An 18,079-nucleotide genomic window follows, 5' to 3' on the forward strand; every position below is an offset into this window, starting at 1 on the left:
ACAATGCAGGGTTAGGCTTCGAGACCTAAGATGTAGGCGGCCGAGTTCTCGCCGCTGATGCGGCCCATGCCAAGCGCGTAGCCCTGAACTGAGCCGGGAATCTTGATGCCCGTAGTCTGACTCTGGAATCCGCCGCAATCCATGCCAGCAACGTAGAGACCTGGAATCGACTTTCCCTGTCGGGTTGTTACCTCGCCCTTGTTGTTGCAGTGGATGCCGCCTTTCTGGGAGATGATCATGGCCTTCAGGCGAGCGCCGTAGAAGGGGGGTCTACGCACCGCTTCCAGATAGTCTTTGGGCTTGAAGAATTCGGTGTCTTCTCCTGCATCCACCATGGCGTTGTAGTGCTCAATTGTTTCCATGGCTGTTTCAACAGGAAGTTGCATCTGCTCGAACATCTCTTCGAGGGAATCTGTCTTGAAGACATAGGGGTTGCCCTTGGCAATTTCCTCATCGCATTCCGCTTCGGCGTTTAGCAGCTGCTCACCGGGGTATGCATATTGTGCCCATCCGTTTACCACGCCTTTGGTCTTGTAGTAGTCCATAGCGTTCTGGTCGAACACCACGAAGGTGCGGTCTTGCGACTCTACCGCGTTGACCGGCGGATACACTTGCTTGTTCGCGGCCTCGTTGTAGAAGCGCAGGCCGTCTTGGTTCAGCCAAACGCCACGCGACTCCATGGCTGCGGCGATGTTGAGATGCGATTCCAACATGAGTGGCTCGATGCCAGCAGCAAAACCAGGGCCACCGAAGCGGAATGGCTTGCCCATGCCTGCCTCGACTGCCAGCATGATGCCGTCGCCGGTAACGGTGGGAATGCCATGCCAGAACTGGTTGTCGGTGTTGCGTTCGCTCCATCGCTCGATTAGGTCTTTGTTGGCGCCGGCACCAGCTGTGGCGAGCACGGCAGCTTTGATGTGTATGTTGATACACTTACCATCGGATGTGAGGCATTGCATGCCGACCAAGGTGCCGTTGTCCATAAGCACGTGGATGGCACGTGTGTTCAGCAGAATTTGAGCGCCAGCCTTACGACAGGCGTCAGCCAGAGCGTTGCACATCTCGTGCCCGCGGTTATGCTTGTAGAAGTGGTGCGTGGGTAATCCGTAGCGCCCACCGCCACAGCCAACAATTGTGTCTGGTCCGCATGTGTCAATAAGCCACTGCAAATCGGTGGAATTGCGCTTGAAGACTGCGCGCCACAGCGTTGAATTGCAGATGTAGTGATGATGGTCGTATTCCTGCTGTAAGATGAAGTCGACATTGATGTCTTCGCTGGAATAACCCAGTTCGTGTTGCCACTTGGTATCAATACCGGTGATGCCTTCAGCTTGTGCCGACTGGCCTCCCACATCGTCGGCGCGCTCAACGATAATCACGTTTTTCACGCCGTTTTGCATGGCTGTCAATGCAGCGGTCATGCCACCAAGACCTGCGCCAACGCAGAGCAGATCGCAGGTCATTTCTTCGTCGGGTTCGTCTATGAACTCAGGCATCGCCCACGGGCTGTTCGCAGGTACCGCTTCCACGATAGGCCCGATAGTGGGGTTTTTCGTGTTCACGATGGGAATGGTGGAATAGGTCTGGCCCGAGGCTCCGGTTGTTCCGGCGGCCTTTTCCATAACCGACACGTTCGCCTGCTTGTCAATCGACTGCGCGCCTGGGGTACACCCGGCAAGGCCCAATGTTGCGGCCCCGGCGCCTGCCAAAGCAAGACCGCTTAGGAACTCGCGTCGACTTACGCCCCCCTTGTCGCGCTGATCGAAAGACGACAGCTTTTCCTTCGTCATCTTCCTCTCCTTCCGTACTGTGCTTCTTTTCTGGCTTTCCCAGAAATCCTTAGACACTGTACGGGGCAAGGCTTCTCTTATCTATTCGTTAGGGTGGTATATTCCTTCTCTACCCCCGGGTATATTTTTTCGATAAGGCTTGTTTACCAGGTGTTTTACCTAACTTGTTCCTGGAGCAGACGCATGAGATCGTCTTTGCTATGTACGTTGAACTTCTTGTAAATATGGGCGATATGGGTGTGTGCTGTGCCTTTTTCAACAACCAGCCGATCTGCGATTTCCTGTTCGGTTAATCCCTCAATCATAAGTCCGAGCACCTCTTGTTCACGGTTTGTTAGTCTATGGGCTTCGGCAGCGGATCGTACCGTGGAAAGGTTCTTCTCAAGGCTGGGGGCTGCTTCGCTGTTGGAGAACCATTCGTTTGACATAACGAACAGAGAAACAACCAGCACAAGTGCCAATAGGCACGCGTTCTGAACAAGAGGAAACGACGTCACTGGCACAACAGAGAGTGCTATAGGGGCGGCTATCATGGAAACCAGATGGGCGCCGTACACGATCACGGTTCCCGTGCCAAAGAGTAACCAGCGTACAGTTGGTTTGTCGTGAGCGAGTTTTATCGTGGCAAGCAGAAGAAACATTCGCGTTAGGATGAGTGATGACCCCATCAAAAGGACGAAGATCTCTCCCATATCCAAGGGTACGATTTCGCTAAGGAGCAGGGCTCCCGCCGAAACGGGGAGCGTGATTCGGCACACTGACAATATGCCTACACGTTGACAGAACACAAACAGCACGATAAGGCATACAGCTCCGACCGCTTCTTCAGCAATCTCCATCCATGGGGTGATGTAATAGGCAGCGAAGAACATGTTGCGAGAGAAGAAATGGATAAACGAAACAGTGAAAAGGAGCGCGAATATTCCTACGACAAGCCGTTTTGAATACTGCAAGGTGTTTGCTCCTAGCACCTCGAGACCTTCGTCGTTTTGGGGTGTTTCCTCTTCAAAATCGCCTACAAACAGCGTGAAGGCTGAAAAGACCCCAGCGATGATTGCAACCAGTAGAGGGTTGGTTCCGATTGCAATAGTCATGGCGACAAGGGCCGAAGCGGCTCCCCATCCCACCAGCGCCATGAATACCATATCTCGCTCATTTAAATGTGAAAGCTCGTCGTACCAGGCGATTATGAGGATTCCACCGGATAAGCCCAACAAGGCAGCTCCGAGAAATCTATTGTCGGTCAGAGCAATTACGCATGTTCCGATACAAAACAGAATTGCCGACGAGATAGCCAGTGGTGCTCGGTATCTCCTTTGCTCTATGGCTGGCATAGCCAACGTGAGTACAACGGTGGCAAGCAAAACACCCACAAGGAAGACTGTCGGCGTACCATGACCGGCTCCTTGGATGTGACGAAGAAAGTACAGCGAGCCAATAACGAAGAACCTACTGAACCCGAACCCAAGATAGCGCCATTTCTCTTTAAGTAGTCGGTGTTTCCCCCACGTTGCGTTCATTTCCCCTCCAAAAGCAAGCAGTACAATTCCGGCTTGGGCGGATGAACCTGCGAGCCGGAGAATCAAGCCTTATCGGCCAAATATCTACGGAGAAAAACGGGGGCAATTGTAGCACATGTGCCGGTATTCATCATGTGTTGCGTCATCATGTATCATGAGAGCGCTCTCTGGCAAAGGCGCTTATCTGTTGCGCGCTTCAGGAGTGCGATGCTGGTTGACGAGGTAAGGAAAGTGGGCGCGTGTGGGCGTTTACCCTTCCAAGGATATAGTGCGGCAGGCGGGCGACGCTTGCGTGGCGGATGACGCTCGCGTATCGGGCGACGCTTGCGTGGCAGGCAATGCCCAAACGGCGGGCAACGCCCGAGCTGAGGTCACAACTCAAACAACAGACGACACCCAAACAGCATGCGCAGGCGACGTTGCCGCGCAGCTTCCCTGCGCGGCGCGTATCGAGTATGTGGTGCCGGAAAGCCCAGCTGACGATGCAGGATTTGAGGCTGGCTGCTATCTCACGCATGTTGACGGACATCCGCTGCGCGACATCATCGACTGGCGCTGGCATTCGTCGGGTTACGTTGTTGTGCTGGGGTATGTCGATCTTGATGGCGACGTGGGCACCGTCGAACTTGAGCGTGACGAAGGCGAAGACTGGGGCTTTGAATTTGATGGCGTTATCTTCGACCGCATTAAGCTGTGCCGCAACGCCTGCACGTTCTGTTTCATGCGACAGCTACCCGATGACATGCGCAGCTCGCTTTCGCTGCGTGACGACGACTTCCGCCTCAGCTTTCTGTCGGGCACCTTCGTTACGCTAACGAACCTTTCGCCCGCTGACGAGGCGCGTATCATCGAACAGCGCATATCGCCGTTGCGCGTGTCGCTGCATGCATCGAATGAACAGGTGCGCCGCCGCATGATCGGAAAGCATGCAGCTCATGGCATCGCCGTGCTCGATCGGCTGTTGGCGGCGGGTATTGAGGTGCATGCGCAGATTGTGCTGGTTCCCGGCGACAACGACGGCGACGTGCTGCGCGAAACGCTTTTGTGGGCCTATAAGCGGCCGGGTATTGTGGGTGTAGGCATTGTGCCGCTGGGGTTCACCAAGCACCAAACGTGTTTCGCAGAAAGCTTCAACGATGAAGCGTCTGCGCGAGGGGTGGTGGAGGTTATTCATCCGTTTCAAGAGCGCGCTCTTGCCGAGCGGCAGACTCCGTGGGTGTTTGCGGCTGATGAGTTCTACAGCAACGCCTTTGGCGATGAGCTACTGGACAATTTGCCTCCCACCAGCCATTACGGTGATTTCAGCATGTTTGAAGACGGCATTGGTATCATTCGGTCATATGTAGACGACTGGCAACGCGCCGAAGCATCGGGCGCAATGCTGCGGTGCGCCGAGGTACTGCACAGTCAGGGTATTGTGGCTCGCTACGTGGTGGGCGAGGCAATGCAGCCGTTTTTAAACCAGCTGGTTGCTAAAAGCCCCGTTGCCGGCGTATTCGAGCCGCTGACAGTGCGAAACGAGTATTTCGGCGGCAACGTGGATGTCACGGGGCTTCTGTGTGGATGCGACGTGTCGCGCGCAGTTGCGCATGCGACAGGAAACCTGTTCGCGCTGCCGCAAGTCATGTTCAACGACGATAGCATGACCTTAGATGATATGACTTTGCAGGATATGGAAAACGCTGCGGGCAAACCGATGGCCGTGGTATCCTGTAACGCGTCTGATTTTATGAGAGAGATCGCAGACCTTGCAGGACGTATGTAGCGTCGCAGCTGATCGCCGCTTTGTTGCCGTGTCGTTTCCCGGCGTCGCTGGCTGTATGCATGCAAGGCGCTGTCATCCGATATCGAAAAGGATCGAACCATGGCATTGCCCCTTGTAGCAGTGGTTGGCCGCCCGAATGTTGGTAAGTCGACGCTCGTGAACCGCATAGCCCAGGCCGACGAGGCCATCGTTCACGAGATGCGCGGCGTCACGCGTGATAGGTCGTACCACGAAGCCGACTGGAACGGTGTGCATTTCAAGCTGGTGGACACCGGTGGCATCGAAATGGGAGATGACGACGCATTTCAGGGGTCCATTCGCAACCAAGCGTTCAATGCGACGCATGAATCCGACGTCATTTTGTTTGTCGTTGACGGCCGCACCGGCATCAACGCCGACGACGAAGAGGTCGCGCGCATTCTGCGCCGCAGCGACAAGCCGGTGTTCGTGGTGGTGAACAAGCTGGACACGCCTGGTCGCGAAGATGACATGTGGGAGTTTTGCCAGTTAGGGCTTGGTGATCTGTGGCCGGTTTCTGCCACTCACGGGCACGGTACCGGTGACTTGCTCGACGCCGTGGTTGACGAGCTGCGCAAGCTCGATCTTGACGACGCCCACGAGGAAGAGGATTCCGGCATAAACGTGGCCATCATCGGACGCCCGAACGCAGGGAAGTCGTCGCTGACGAACTGTATGACGTGCGGCAATCGCTCCATCGTAAGCGACGTTGCGGGCACCACGCGCGACGCCATAGACACGCTTGTTGAACATGACGGGCGTCGCTACACCATTGTTGACACGGCGGGACTACGCCGCAAGAGTCAGATCGACGAAGACGTGGAGTACTACGGCTTCGTGCGCGCCATGCGTGCCATCGATCGCGCTGACGTGACTATCCTGGTCATCGACGGCACACTGGGCCTTACCAACGAAGACCAGCGCGTTGCAGGTTATGCCGCCGAGCGCGGTTGCGCCATGGTTATCGCGTTGAACAAGTGGGATCTTGTTAAGGGACCCGAGGCGAAGGAGAAGGTTCGCGAACGCATTGACGATCGTCTCATGTTCGTGGGTTACGCGCCGGTAGTTTCTACGGTGGCGCTTACCGGCAAGCGCGTCGATCGCGTTTGGGAGGCAATTGATGTGGCCTACGCAAGCTACAGCCAGACCATTCCCACGAGCAAGCTAAACGCATGGCTGCAGGAAATCCGCGAGACGGGGCATACTGTCAGCAAGGGCAAGACGATCCTGCGTATGAAATACATCACGCAAACAGCCACCTGCCCACCCCAGTTCACGTTCTTCGTGAACCGCCCCGACGTCGTGGACGACAACTACCGGCGCTATCTGGAAAACCGCATGCGTGAACACTTCGACTTAACCGGCACACCCATAATCATGAAGTTCAAGAAGAAGGATTAGTCCATGCTCTCCTTTGATGCTGTGGTGCTGTTGGTGGCGCTGTTCGCGGTGACGTTCTTGTTGGGATCGATTCCCTGGGGCGTTGTGGTGTCGAGGTTGTTCTTCCATAAAGACCTTCGCAACGAAGGTTCGGGAAACATCGGAACCACTAACGCCATGCGCTCGATGGGCAAAGTTGGCGGCAGTGCGGTGTTCGTGCTCGACTTCGGCAAGGGTCTGCTTTCGGGTGCGCTTGCGACGTTTGTAGCACCGCATGTGCAGGCGGCCAGCGCCGCCGGTGCCGACGTTGCCTGTGCGCTGTGTTTGGGTACGGCCGTGCTTGGTTGTGTGTGGGGACATATCTTCAGTCCGTGGCTCAAGTTTAAGGGCGGAAAGGGTATCGCGGTGGCCATCGGCTGCTTGTTCTTCGTGTTCGGTCCTGTGGGTGCGATCATTGAGCTTTTGGTGTTCGCGGTATTGGTGCTAGCCACACGCTACGTGTCGGCGGGATCGCTGGCAGCCGCCGTTATTTGTCCGTTTTTGGCGTGCTGGTTTTTGTCGGGGCAGTGGGTTGCTATCGCGTTGGTAACACTTGCGGCTGTTACCGTGGTGTGGGCGCATCGCGGAAACATTGCCCGCCTGCGAGCCGGCACCGAGCGTAAGGTGGGGGCGAAAAAGCCGCAAGGCCCGAACGGGGGAACTTCGACAGGCAGCTCGAACGGGAGCGCCGCGTAAACTGGGTTCAACAGCAACGTTGGCAGATAGGCAAGCCGTAGGTGGCGGGCCGTTGGGAAGGTGAGAGATGAAAGTCGCAGTCATCGGAGCCGGATCGTGGGGGACGGCACTCTCGCAGCTTCTGGCACAGAATGGGAACAACGTGGGACTGTGGGCGCGCAAGCCCGAAGTTGTGCATACGATCAACACCGAGCATCGCAACCCGCGCTATTTAACCGATGCGTGCTTGAGCGACAACATTGTTGCCACGCTGTCGTATCGCGACGCACTGCTGCGTGCGCGGGCGGTGGTAGTGGTCACGCCGTCGAACTTGATGCGCGGCGTCGCCCGGGTACTTTCCGACGTGATTGATGACGAGTTTCCGGTTGTCATCTGCTCGAAAGGTGTTGAGGACGGCAGCGGCATGCTACCTGTTGAGGTGTTTGAGTCGGAAATGGGTAACGCCGCTCGCTTGGCGGTGCTGTCTGGTCCGAACCACGCCGAAGAGGTAGTGCGTGGTATTCCGTCGGGCACGGTTATTGCCAGCGAATCGGAGCAGACTGCGCAGCTATTCCAGCAGCTGTTCGCACGCGATGCATTCCGCACCTACGTAAGCGACGATGTGTGTGGCGTTGAGTTGTGCGCTGCGTTCAAGAACGTCATCGCTATTGCCGTGGGTGTGTCGTACGGCCTGGGCTTTGGCGACAACACGGCCGCAATGCTCATGACGCGCGGTCAGGCCGAAATGAGCCGACTGGTAGTGAAAGCTGGCGGGCAGGCGCTTACCTGCATGGGGCTGGCGGGCACGGGCGACCTTATTGCCACGTGTACGTCGGAGCATTCGCGCAACCGTCGATTCGGCAAACTGCTTGCCGAAGGAGGCACACTTGACGACTTCACGGCGCAAACACACATGGTTGCCGAAGGGGCGCTGGCATGTAAGACGCTTGAGGTGCTGTCGAAGCGATACGATGTCGAGCTTCCCATTACCGACGTTGTACGCAAGGTTATTTGGGAGAAAGCCGACGCTCGCGAGATATCCCGTGCGCTCATGGCGCGTCCTTTGACAACCGAGTTCTGCGGGCTGTAGGTTGGCTGGGGCCTTAAAGAAACCGTCTTAGAAAAATGTCTTAGGAAACCGTCTCAAGAAACTGCCTGAAGAAACCCAAGGAAAGGTTTACGCTATGTTCGAACCGGTGAGAATTGCACCGTCTATCTTATCTGCCGACTTCATGAACTTAGGCCGCGATATTGCGCTCATTGAAGACGCTGGAGCGGGCTTTGTGCACGTTGATGTGATGGACGGCCATTTCGTGCCGAATCTCACGATTGGCGTGCCGGTGCTCAAGCAACTTGCAAAACTGGCGCACATTCCGCTCGATGTTCATCTGATGATCGATAACCCCCTACGCGAATTGCCTTGGTTTCTGGATGCGTTGCAGGGTGCCGCTGATCCAGGTTCGTGTATTGTCACCGTGCACGCCGAGGCACTCTACGGCTCGCAGCTAAAAGAGGCAACAGACACCATTCACGCTGCGGGGTGCAAGGCGGCCGTAGCGCTGAAGCCGTGCACCCCGCCGGCTGTGCTCGCGCCGATTATTTCCGATCTCGACATGGTGCTCGTCATGAGTGTCGAACCTGGTTTTTCGGGGCAAAGCTACATTGAGGGCTCCGATGCTAAGGTGGCTGAAGTCGTTGCGCTTGCGTGCGAGGCGGGGGTGCGTCCGCTGATTCAGGTTGATGGTGGCATTGGTGTGCGTACGGCACCGCTCGTCGCCTCTTCTGGTGCTGACGTGCTGGTATGTGGCAATGCGGTGTTTGCAGCCGACGACCCAGCAATGGCGTTGCAGGAGGTGTGTCGCGTGGCCGACAGGGCCCGCATGGCAGCGCTGGAAGGGTAGCGCTCACGGGAGCATCGCCTTCGTTTACGGGTCATTGCTGCGCAGCAGAAAACGAGGGCGGAAAACGGGGGGTGGCGAGCGCAGGTGGCGCCTGCCACCCCCCCGACGATTGGGAAGAAAGAGGTTTGCATTTCGCATGACCGGTTCAACGAGCGATTTGACCACCGACGATTACGCGTATTTCGACTACGCGGCCACTGCGCCGTTGTGTGACGAGGCTGCCTGTGCTATGGCAGCCTACCAGGTGCCTGGCCGAGCCAACTTGATCGTGGGTGCCAATGCCAATTCACTCCATTCGCCGGGGCGCGCGGCGTTTGAGGCGATGGAACGTGCACGCAAGAGCGTAGCTGCCGACATCGGCGCGCGCCGTCCCGACGAAGTGGTGTTTACGTCGGGGGCAACCGAGGCCGATGTTGCCGCGCTTGTGGGAATAGCGCACGGTGCCGCACACGCGCGTCATATCGACCCCGCGCGCGGCGAGGCCCCGCACATCGTGACCACCGCTATCGAACACGACGCGGTGCTGCAGCCTGCCAAGCGGCTTGAGACGCAGGGCTTCCGTGTAACCTACGTTCGCCCCGATCGGCAAGGGTTCGTGAGTGCGCAGGCTGTGCGCGATGCGGTTGGCCCGCAGACAGTGCTCGTGTCAGTGCAGGCTGCGAACAGTGAGCTTGGTAGTGTGCAGCCGCTGTGTGACATTGCGCGTGCGGCGCACGATGGCGGCGCTCTCTTCCACACCGATGCGGTGCAGGCGGTAGGAAAGTTGCCCTTAAGCATGCAGGACATCGGTGCCGATGCTGCGTCGTTTTCGGCACACAAGGTGGGCGGTCCGAAGGGTGTAGGTGCGCTGTACCTGAAGACACGTACGCCCTTTGAAGCGCAGCTGCTTGGCGGCGGGCAGGAATCGGCTCGTCGTAGTGGTACGCAAAACGTCGCTGGCATTGTTGGGTTCGCTGCGGCGTTGCGAGCGTCGGTGAACATGCAAGTGAGTGAATCTGCTCGTCTGTGTGCGCTGCGCGACCGCCTGTATGCGGAGCTTGCGGCTATGGACGGCGTTATGCCTACTGTTGAGGTTCCCTTGCAAAGCGAGCGCTTCTTGCCAAATATCGTGCACGTGTTGGTTCGCGGCATGGAAAGCGAGACACTTATCTTGCGGCTCGACGCGCTGGGGTTTGGGGTGTCGGGCGGCTCGGCGTGCTCGTCGCATTCGCTTGCGCCCAGCCACGTGCTCACCAGCTGCGGCGTTTCCGCCGATGCCGCGCAGGGGGCGCTTCGTATCTCGCTAGGGCGCTATACCACCGAGCGCGACGTAGAGGCCCTGATAGCGGCATTGCCACGTGTAATCAGGTGACCCTTTGGCAAACTTTGGCATACTCACACATGACATCATCGAAACAAAGGGAAGGAGAAAGCGAGCATGGAACTGATCAACATGCATTGCCATAGCAAGTACTGTGGTCACGGCGAAGGTGAGGTGGAAGAATACGCCGTTGCGGCCGAGGCAGCAGGTATGAGTGCGCTGGCATTCACCGAGCATTTCCCGCTGACGTCGGCCTTCGATCCCGACCGCTACTTGTCAGTGCCGGCCGAGCGCATGCCTGACTACCTGCGAGCGGTTGAAGAAGCACGGGCGGCACATCCTTCTCTTGAGATCATCACCGGCTGCGAGCTTGACTGGCTGGGAACGGATGACGATCGCAACCTCGTGTCAGCCGACTTCGATCCGTTTGTGCATGTGTTGCTGTCGGTTCACTTCGTGGACCGGTGGGCGTTTGATGATCCTGCTCAGCGCGATGCGTGGGAGCAACCAGGCGCGCCCGAGCGCATCTGGCGGCGCTATGTTGAGCTGTGGTGTGAAGCAGTGTCGTCGGATGTGCCTTTTACCGCTATGTCTCATCCCGATCTGGCCAAGAAATTCGCCTATTACCCATCCTTTGATCTGACGCCACTCTATCAGCAAATGGCCGAAGCGTGCGCGGCGGCGGGCAAGATGGTTGAGGTGAACACGTCGGGGTCGTATTACGCCTGCGCGCAGATGTTCCCCGCGCCCGAACTGCTGCGCGAGTTTTGCCGCGCGGGCGTTCCGTGTACGGTGGGAACCGATGCGCACAAACCCGAGAATGTTGCGCGCGATATCGAGCATGCGTATGCCTATATGTACGAGGCAGGTTACCGTGTTGTTACCGTTCCGACGGCTACAGGCGACCGCCGAACCATTACCATCGAGTAAATACGAAGTGGGCGCATCATGCGTAGTTTGCGGTTTTGGGAAAGGGGCTGGTGAGTATGACGTTGCACGGCAAGCGAGACGAAGAGAATCCGAAGAGTAGTGAGAATGCGCGCGATGACGCATCGCACCTCGACGATGCCACGCGGGGGACGGATGTCACCACAGAACCCACGGCTCTCACAAAGCGGCCGGCACACGCTATGGCGCGAACTGTCCGTGCACATACAGTGGGTACGCTTGCGGCCGAGCTGCTGAGGGTGTTTCCTGCTGCCGACGCAGAGGAATGGGACCGCACAGGGCTTGTGGTGGGTGAGTCTGCGCTGCCTGTCTCGCGTGTGGCGGTGGCGCTCGACCCAACAGTCGATGCCATTCGCGAAGCGTCGGTCAGTGGTGCGAACGTGCTCGTCACGCATCATCCGCCGTTTCTTTCCGCACCTGACTCGTTTGCCCCCGAGCGCTCGGTGGCGGCAAGCTCTGGTGCTGGTGTGTGGGCGGCTATTCAAAACCAGGTTGCGCTCATGTGTTTCCATACCTCGCTCGACGTGAGCCCGCGTGCTGCGCGCGTGCTGCCCGGCATGCTCGGCTTGGCGTTTTCGGGCCGTGTTGTCGAGCCGTCGCGTTCGTCGCGAGTGCGAGGTTATGGCCAGCTGTGTGACGTTCCCTTGGTAGACGACGCTCCCGAAACGCTTGGCCGCTTGGCTTCGCGCTGCGTTGCGGTGTTCGGCCGGCCACCTCGCGTGTGGGGCGATCTTTCCTCCCCAGTGCGCACTGCGGTAACAACAACAGGTTCGGCGGGCACTGTGGGTCGCGCGGCGCGGGCGGCAGGGGCTGACTGCCTTATCTGCGGTGAGATAAAATATCACGAGGCGCTCGACTTATCGGGTGCTGGCTTGAGTATCATTGAGCTCGGCCACGATGTGAGCGAACTTCCGCTTACGGCGGTGCTCGCTGATGCGGTGGCGAACGCGGGCGTTCCCGAACGCGACATCATTATGATCGACCAGTCGCACAACTGGACGACCCCTGAAGCTGTTCGCGTGTAAGCTCGCCTGTATTCGCCTTCGTTTGTCGTATAGTTGACCAAACCACCGCGTCGAAAGGAATGTCTCCATGCGCGTAGCCACTGACGATTTGGCGAAGCTGCTGATTCTTCAGCAGGTTGATCTTGGCGGGCTTGCCGCCCAAAAGCAGCTTGACGAGCTTCCCCAGCGGGCAATCATTGCCGACTGCCGGAAGAAAAAACAGGTGCTTAACGCGAAACTAGACAAGCTCGCGGAACTTGCGAGCGCATCCGAGGATGAGATATCGCGTATCGGCGAAGAAGACGCCAAGCTTGCGCAGAAGCAACAGCGCCTGCAACAGGAAATCGATGCCGTGAAAGGGGATTTCCGCAGTGTCGGCGCGCGTACGAAGGAGCTCAACGGCGCGGCGAAGCGCCGAGCTACGCTTGATGAGAAGCTCACGCAGGCGTATGCCGAACTTGAGAAGATAGACGCCGTGATAACACAAGCGCGCGAGATGATGCAGGATGTTGTCGCGAAGGAAGAGGCTGCAACAGCTGAGTTCGTGGAAAAAGGGAGCGCACTGAAGGAGAAATGCGCGAAAGCTCGGGCCGAGCGTGCTGCTATCGTCACTCAGCTTCCTGCTGAACTAGTGCGCGAATACGAGAAGGTTGCTGCGCGGTCGGGAGGCGTTGCGGTTGGTCGCCTGAATGGCAGCTCGTGTGGTGTGTGCCGCAACTCCATCGATGCAGGCCGCTTGGTTGCCATGAAGGCTGAGGGTAATGTGGCGGCATGCCCGCATTGCAAACGATTGCTTGTCTTATAGCTTTCGCTATTGGTGTCAGTAGCAAGCGACCGGGCTTTGTTGATGACAGGTTTTCGGTACTTCTGGGGAAGGATCAGGGCAGCAAGAAGCGCCCAAGTATTTGAAATCATCCAATGTGGTGACGTCAAATGCTTGGGCGCTTTGCAACCTTAAAGATAAGGCGCTGCCTCATGGCAGCGGGCCAGGCGTGTTGCGATTTACGCGCGCTCCACCTTGCCGGCCTTCATGCAGCTGGTGCACACGTTGGCCTTGCGAACGTGACCCTTTTCGTCCCTGATCGTGACCTTCTGCACGTTCGGACGGAACACGCGGTTGGACACGCGGTGCGAGTGGCTGATGCTGCGCCCAGCAGCGGGGGCCTTGCCGCAAACTTCACAAACCTTCGACATCGTTCTCACTCCATCTACGTTCATACGCACGGCTACGCAAGCCGTTAGTGACACAAAGCCTTTGCACTATAGCACGTCTGGCAAACGAAGTGCAAGATTTTTTCGTGGAGGATACCTTCTCTTCGCGTAGAAATATGCGAAACGAAGCGGATACTACGGCGGTGCGGTATACTTTCCGCAAGTTTTCCGTTGCGCGCCTTCGTGCGCCTGCATCGCGAAAGGATTGCAATGATTCAAACAATTGCCGGCGATCTCCATATCGCCAATGACGTTCTTGCTGACATGGTGGGCAACGCCGCACTGGAATGCTACGGCGTGGTGGGTATGTCCGCTCCGTCCGCAGCTGACGGTATCGCGAAGCTTTTGCCTGCTTCCCGTTTGCGCCGTGGCGTGACGGTGGCTTCCACCGACGCAGGTGTGCACGTTGATCTGTACGTAATCATCGAATATGGCACGAACATCGCGACAGTTTCTCAGAATCTTGTCGAGCAGGTTTCGTTCGCGTTGAACGAGTACGCTCGCGTTCCTATCGACGGCATCGACGTTCACGTACAGGGCGTCAAGGTGCGTAAGTAAACGTTTTTCGAGTGCATCCAAGCGCGCTGCCCTGCATGGGCGGCGCGCTTGGATGCGACCCAATACCAAGGAGAATCGACCGACATGCCAGACATCTATACTGCGAACGAGGTTCTTAACTCCATCGCGGCCGCAAGCAAGGTGCTTTCCGAACGCAAGGACGAAATAAACCGGCTGAACGTGTTTCCCGTGCCCGACGGCGATACGGGTACTAACATGTCGCTCACGTTGGAAAGTGTTGTAGCCAACCTGTCGAAGCTGCCCATTGGCGCGAGTAATGCTGAAGTTCGCCGCGCTATTACCACCGGCGCGCTCATGGGTGCGCGTGGTAATTCCGGCGTTATCACCTCGCAGATTTTGCGCGGGTTGTGCGAAGGAGCCGCCAACGCAACTGAGCTGAGTACCGAAACCGTTGACGAGGCGTTTTCTCAGGCGGTTGAGGTGGCGTTCCAGGCGGTTCGCAAGCCCGTTGAGGGCACTATCCTTACGGTGCTGCGCGATGCAGCTGCAGCAGCTAAGCGCGCTCGCAAGAAGAAGATGTCCACACCTGAAGCGCTCGACTATCTGGTCGCTGAAGCGTACGCGTCGGTGCAGCGCACGCCCGATCTTCTTCCCGTGTTGAAGGAGAACGGCGTGGTTGATGCCGGCGGTTTTGGTTTGGCTATCCTTATCGATGGCTTTGTTGCGGCGATTACCGGCAAGGAAGGCCCACTTTCTGACGAGCTGGCGCTTGCGCGTGCTGGCGTGGCTCCCAAGGTCGAGATCGAGCAGATCAACGACTGGGAGGGTAGTGCGTATCGCTATTGCAACGAGTTTTTGGTTGATTCCGACACGCTCGATAAAGACGAAGCGCTTGAGTTTTTGGCAACCATGGGCGATTGTGAGCTGTGTGTGGGCGACAACCCCAAGTTCAAGGTGCACGTTCATTCCAACACGCCGGACAAGGTGCTCGCGTACTTCTTAGAGCGCGGTCAGATTTCCGAGGTGTTCATTCATAACATGCAGCTGCAAAGTGCCGAGCGTGCGGACAAGCTTGCCGCCGAGCAGGCCGACGAGCCTTCGAAACCTTTTGGGTTTGTGGCGGTTGCCGCCGGCGAGGGCAACGCGCGCATTCTGAAGAGCTTAGGTGTGGACGTTGTGGTGTCGGGCGGGCAGACTATGAATCCGTCAACGAAGGATCTGCTTGATGCGGTGTCGAAGGTAAACGCCGACGCTGTCATTATCATGCCGAACAATTCCAATATTGTTATGGCTGCTCAGAGCGCGTGCGGCCTGTCCGAGGTTCCCTGCGCGGTGGTTCCTACGAAGAGTGTCCCGCAGTCGTTCGCCGCGCTGTTCGGCTTCGATGAAACTGCGACGCTTGAGGAAAACGTTGCTGCTATGACGCAGTCTTACGCCGAGGTGAGAACTGGCGAGGTGACTACCGCCATCAAGGACTCGAAGGACGCTCACGACAACCCCATCAAAAACGGCGACGTTATCGGTATCGCTGACGGTTCTATTGAAGCTGTGGGTGCGTCTATCGAGGACGTTGTGATGGATTTGCTGAGTTCGATGGAGGCCGATGACGCCGACACGCTCACGCTGCTGGCTGGTGCCGATTATTCCGATGACGCACTTGACGCGCTGATTGAGCGCATTGAGGGCGTTTACGACGATATCGAGATCGATTCCCACCGCGGCGAGCAGCCGTTGTATCCGATCATCTTCTCGGTCGAGTAAACGCGTGCAGCGGGGTTGCCGGGCTCGGTGAACAGATCGTTTGATGCGGGCGGGGCTGCAACCCCGCCCGATCGCTTGGCGGCCACAATCACACTCGATGAACCAGTAACGCGTGTTCGGCTGGTGAGTCCCACCCGCGCTCACGCGCTAGAAAAACTGGGTATATACACGATTCGCCACTTGGTTACGCATTTCCCTCGGCGCTATGTTGATCTGTCTTCGAAAGAAACCATCGCTTCAGCGGTTGTTGGACAGCAGTGCACTATCGAGGGCCAGGTGTATGCTATCAAGCTGAAGCGTCCGAAGCCGCGTCTGCAACTTGTTGAGGTCACTGTTGTTGACGGTACGGGTACGCTTATAGTTACGGCATTTCGCCAACCATGGCTCATGGATCAGGTGTCAGCGGGTGACCGCATCGCCATAGCAGGAGAGCTCGAATTTGGCTATGGCTTCAAGCGAATGACGAACCCATACCTTGAAGTGCTTGCTGGTTCCGATCAGGCTCAAGGCAAGATCATTCCCGTGCATCCTGCATGTGAGAAGGTGTCTGCAGCGTGGATGCGGCGCCTTGTTGGCAACGCGCTCGCCGCGACGGCAGGTGCGTACGATCCGCTGCCGCTCGATCTTCGGGTTCGCTATCGGCTCATGGGCAGACAAGCAGCGCTGCGGTCGATCCACTTCCCTCATACGATGGACGAGGTCGCTCAAGCGCGTCGGCGGCTCGTCTACGAAGAGCTGCTGTTGCTGGAGATTATGCTCATGTCGCAGGAGCGCGAGCGTGAACAGGGGCGTACGGCCACATCGCATGTTGTTGACGGGGTGCACGTGGCGCGCCTTGCCGACGCGCTGCCGTTTCACCTTACCGATGAGCAGCGCCAAGCGAAAGACGATATTCTTGCGCGCATGGCTGCCCCTCGCGCGGCGAGTCACCTGTTGTTAGGCGACGTGGGTACTGGTAAAACCGTAGTGGCTGCCTTCGCTTTAGCCGCCGTTGCCGACACGGGGACACAAGCCATGCTCATGGCCCCCACCGAAGTGCTTGCCCGTCAGCATGCCGCAAGTTTGGCGCCGCTGTTTGATGCGGCGGGTGTCACGTGGGAGCTCTTGTGTGGTTCGACGTCAGCAGCCGAGCGTGCTGCCGTACTGCAGCGTTTCGCGGCTGGTACCGTCGACGTGCTGGTGGGCACGCACGCGCTGCTCGAAGACGACGTTGTGCCGAAGTCGCTTAGCCTGGTGGTCATCGATGAGCAGCAGCGTTTCGGCGTCGACCAACGACGGACGCTGCTGGAAAAAGGTGAGCTTCCCGACGCGCTGTACTTAACGGCAACACCCATTCCGCGTTCACTGGCGCTGGCGTTGTACGGCAACTTAACGCTTTCCTACATCAGAAATCGTCCGCACACTTCAGCGGTGCGCACTACGAGCGTGCATAAAAAAGCAGACCGAGGGCGCGCTTACGACGCCGCGCGCGAGGCACTGTCCCGCGGTGAGCAGGTGTTTGTGGTGTGTCCACTCATCGGGCAAGATGCGTCTGTACGTGATGAGAAGGCGTCTCGCGCGCCCGCCCGTACCATCGACGAGGAAGCCTACGAGTACGCCTCTATCAGCATCGAAGATGACGCCGACTTCGACGGCGACAACGTGTCGGCTGCCGTACAAGAGGCGTCGTACTTGAGTTCGACGGTGTTTGTCGACTACGAGGTGGCGCTGTTGCACGGGCGCATGCCAGCAGCCGAGAAACAGCAGGTTATGGAAGGCTTTTCCCAAGGTCGCATTCAGGTGCTTGTGGCAACCACGGTTATCGAAGTTGGCGTGGATGTGCCCAACGCCACGGTGATGATTGTTGAAGACGCCGATCGTTTCGGTCTAGCACAGCTGCATCAGCTGCGGGGACGCGTGGGTCGCGGGAGCTTGCCTGCTCAGGTGCACTTGATTTCGGCATCGAAAAGCGACGCGGCGTTGCAGAGGCTTTCGGCCATGGAGCGCACCGATGACGGGTTCGAGCTGGCGGCTTTCGACTTGTCGCTGCGTCGAGAAGGTGACATTTTAGGCAATCGTCAGCATGGCGCGTCGGGATTGAAGCTGGTGAATGTCGTTCGTGACGGCAAGGTTATCGAAGCGGCCCATGCTGATGCTGCGGCCATTCTGGAGGCGGATCCGACGCTGGAGTTGCCCGAGAACCGGGTACTCGCCCGCGAGGCACGTATGGCGTTTTCGGGCGGTGTAACGGTGCAAGGAGGTTGATCG

At 57.8% G+C, this 18,079-nt stretch carries 15 protein-coding genes; 12 read left to right on the top strand and 3 right to left on the bottom strand.

The window, feature by feature from the left end:
* Positions 1-11: 11 nt before the first annotated feature.
* Together G7Y44_RS01505 and G7Y44_RS01510 are read right to left on the bottom strand one after the other, a co-directional pair.
* The gene (locus G7Y44_RS01505; protein WP_165247002.1) at positions 12-1,790 is read right to left on the bottom strand and encodes an FAD-dependent oxidoreductase; all 1,779 of its coding nucleotides are present in this window, start codon (positions 1,788-1,790) and stop codon (positions 12-14) included.
* 155 nt (positions 1,791-1,945) lie between these two features.
* Positions 1,946-2,926: a response regulator transcription factor gene (locus G7Y44_RS01510; RefSeq protein ID WP_165247004.1), complete on the bottom strand. Its 981-nt coding sequence runs from the start codon at positions 2,924-2,926 to the stop codon at positions 1,946-1,948.
* Positions 2,927-3,767: 841 nt separating this feature from the next.
* On the opposite strand from G7Y44_RS01510, the gene G7Y44_RS01515 reads away from it, so the two are divergent.
* The 9 genes from G7Y44_RS01515 to G7Y44_RS01555 all read left to right on the top strand — a co-directional run bounded on the left by G7Y44_RS01515 (position 3,768) and on the right by G7Y44_RS01555 (position 13,145).
* Positions 3,768-5,075, top strand: coding sequence for a DUF512 domain-containing protein (locus tag G7Y44_RS01515; protein WP_371807448.1), 1,308 nt, complete (start codon positions 3,768-3,770; stop codon positions 5,073-5,075).
* 99 nt (positions 5,076-5,174) lie between these two features.
* Positions 5,175-6,494 carry a ribosome biogenesis GTPase Der gene (gene der, locus G7Y44_RS01520; protein WP_165247006.1) on the top strand — a complete coding sequence of 440 codons (1,320 nt, stop codon included), beginning with the start codon at positions 5,175-5,177 and terminating at the stop codon, positions 6,492-6,494.
* A 3-nt stretch (positions 6,495-6,497) separates the two neighbouring features.
* Complete coding sequence (gene plsY, locus G7Y44_RS01525) at positions 6,498-7,208, top strand: glycerol-3-phosphate 1-O-acyltransferase PlsY (RefSeq protein ID WP_165247008.1); 711 nt, start codon at positions 6,498-6,500, stop codon at positions 7,206-7,208.
* Between the two features lie 67 nt (positions 7,209-7,275).
* A complete protein-coding gene (locus G7Y44_RS01530; RefSeq protein WP_165247010.1) occupies positions 7,276-8,277 on the top strand; it encodes an NAD(P)H-dependent glycerol-3-phosphate dehydrogenase in 1,002 nt (333 codons plus the stop codon).
* A gap of 94 nt (positions 8,278-8,371) precedes the next feature.
* Positions 8,372-9,088 carry a ribulose-phosphate 3-epimerase gene (rpe, locus tag G7Y44_RS01535; RefSeq protein ID WP_165247012.1) on the top strand — a complete coding sequence of 239 codons (717 nt, stop codon included), beginning with the start codon at positions 8,372-8,374 and terminating at the stop codon, positions 9,086-9,088.
* Between the two features lie 136 nt (positions 9,089-9,224).
* On the top strand, positions 9,225-10,439 hold the full coding sequence (locus G7Y44_RS01540) for a cysteine desulfurase family protein (protein ID WP_165247014.1): 1,215 nt from the start codon (positions 9,225-9,227) through the stop codon (positions 10,437-10,439).
* A gap of 66 nt (positions 10,440-10,505) precedes the next feature.
* Positions 10,506-11,318, top strand: a complete 813-nt coding sequence (locus tag G7Y44_RS01545; RefSeq protein ID WP_165247016.1) for a histidinol-phosphatase HisJ family protein — start codon at positions 10,506-10,508, stop codon at positions 11,316-11,318.
* 56 nt (positions 11,319-11,374) lie between these two features.
* On the top strand, positions 11,375-12,361 hold the full coding sequence (locus tag G7Y44_RS01550) for a Nif3-like dinuclear metal center hexameric protein (RefSeq protein WP_241159132.1): 987 nt from the start codon (positions 11,375-11,377) through the stop codon (positions 12,359-12,361).
* Positions 12,362-12,428: 67 nt separating this feature from the next.
* Positions 12,429-13,145: a zinc ribbon domain-containing protein gene (locus G7Y44_RS01555; RefSeq protein WP_165247017.1), complete on the top strand. Its 717-nt coding sequence runs from the start codon at positions 12,429-12,431 to the stop codon at positions 13,143-13,145.
* A gap of 197 nt (positions 13,146-13,342) precedes the next feature.
* Here the strand turns inward: G7Y44_RS01555 and rpmB are convergent, their stop codons facing one another.
* Positions 13,343-13,534 (bottom strand): 50S ribosomal protein L28, encoded by a 192-nt coding sequence (gene rpmB / locus G7Y44_RS01560; protein WP_165045852.1) that lies wholly within the window; start codon positions 13,532-13,534, stop codon positions 13,343-13,345.
* Between the two features lie 228 nt (positions 13,535-13,762).
* Here rpmB and G7Y44_RS01565 point away from each other — a divergent pair, with 228 nt between their 5' ends.
* The 3 genes from G7Y44_RS01565 (at position 13,763) to G7Y44_RS01575 (ending at position 18,076) form a co-directional block, all read left to right on the top strand.
* A complete protein-coding gene (locus G7Y44_RS01565; RefSeq protein ID WP_165247019.1) occupies positions 13,763-14,110 on the top strand; it encodes an Asp23/Gls24 family envelope stress response protein in 348 nt (115 codons plus the stop codon).
* Positions 14,111-14,194: 84 nt separating this feature from the next.
* On the top strand, positions 14,195-15,832 hold the full coding sequence (locus G7Y44_RS01570; protein ID WP_165247021.1) for a DAK2 domain-containing protein: 1,638 nt from the start codon (positions 14,195-14,197) through the stop codon (positions 15,830-15,832).
* A gap of 27 nt (positions 15,833-15,859) precedes the next feature.
* On the top strand, positions 15,860-18,076 hold the full coding sequence (locus G7Y44_RS01575) for an ATP-dependent DNA helicase RecG (protein WP_165247023.1): 2,217 nt from the start codon (positions 15,860-15,862) through the stop codon (positions 18,074-18,076).
* The last annotated feature ends 3 nt before the right edge of the window (positions 18,077-18,079 follow it).

Source organism: Adlercreutzia sp. ZJ141 (assembly GCF_011038965.1).
In the GTDB taxonomy this organism is placed as follows: Bacteria; Actinomycetota; Coriobacteriia; order Coriobacteriales; family Eggerthellaceae; genus ZJ141.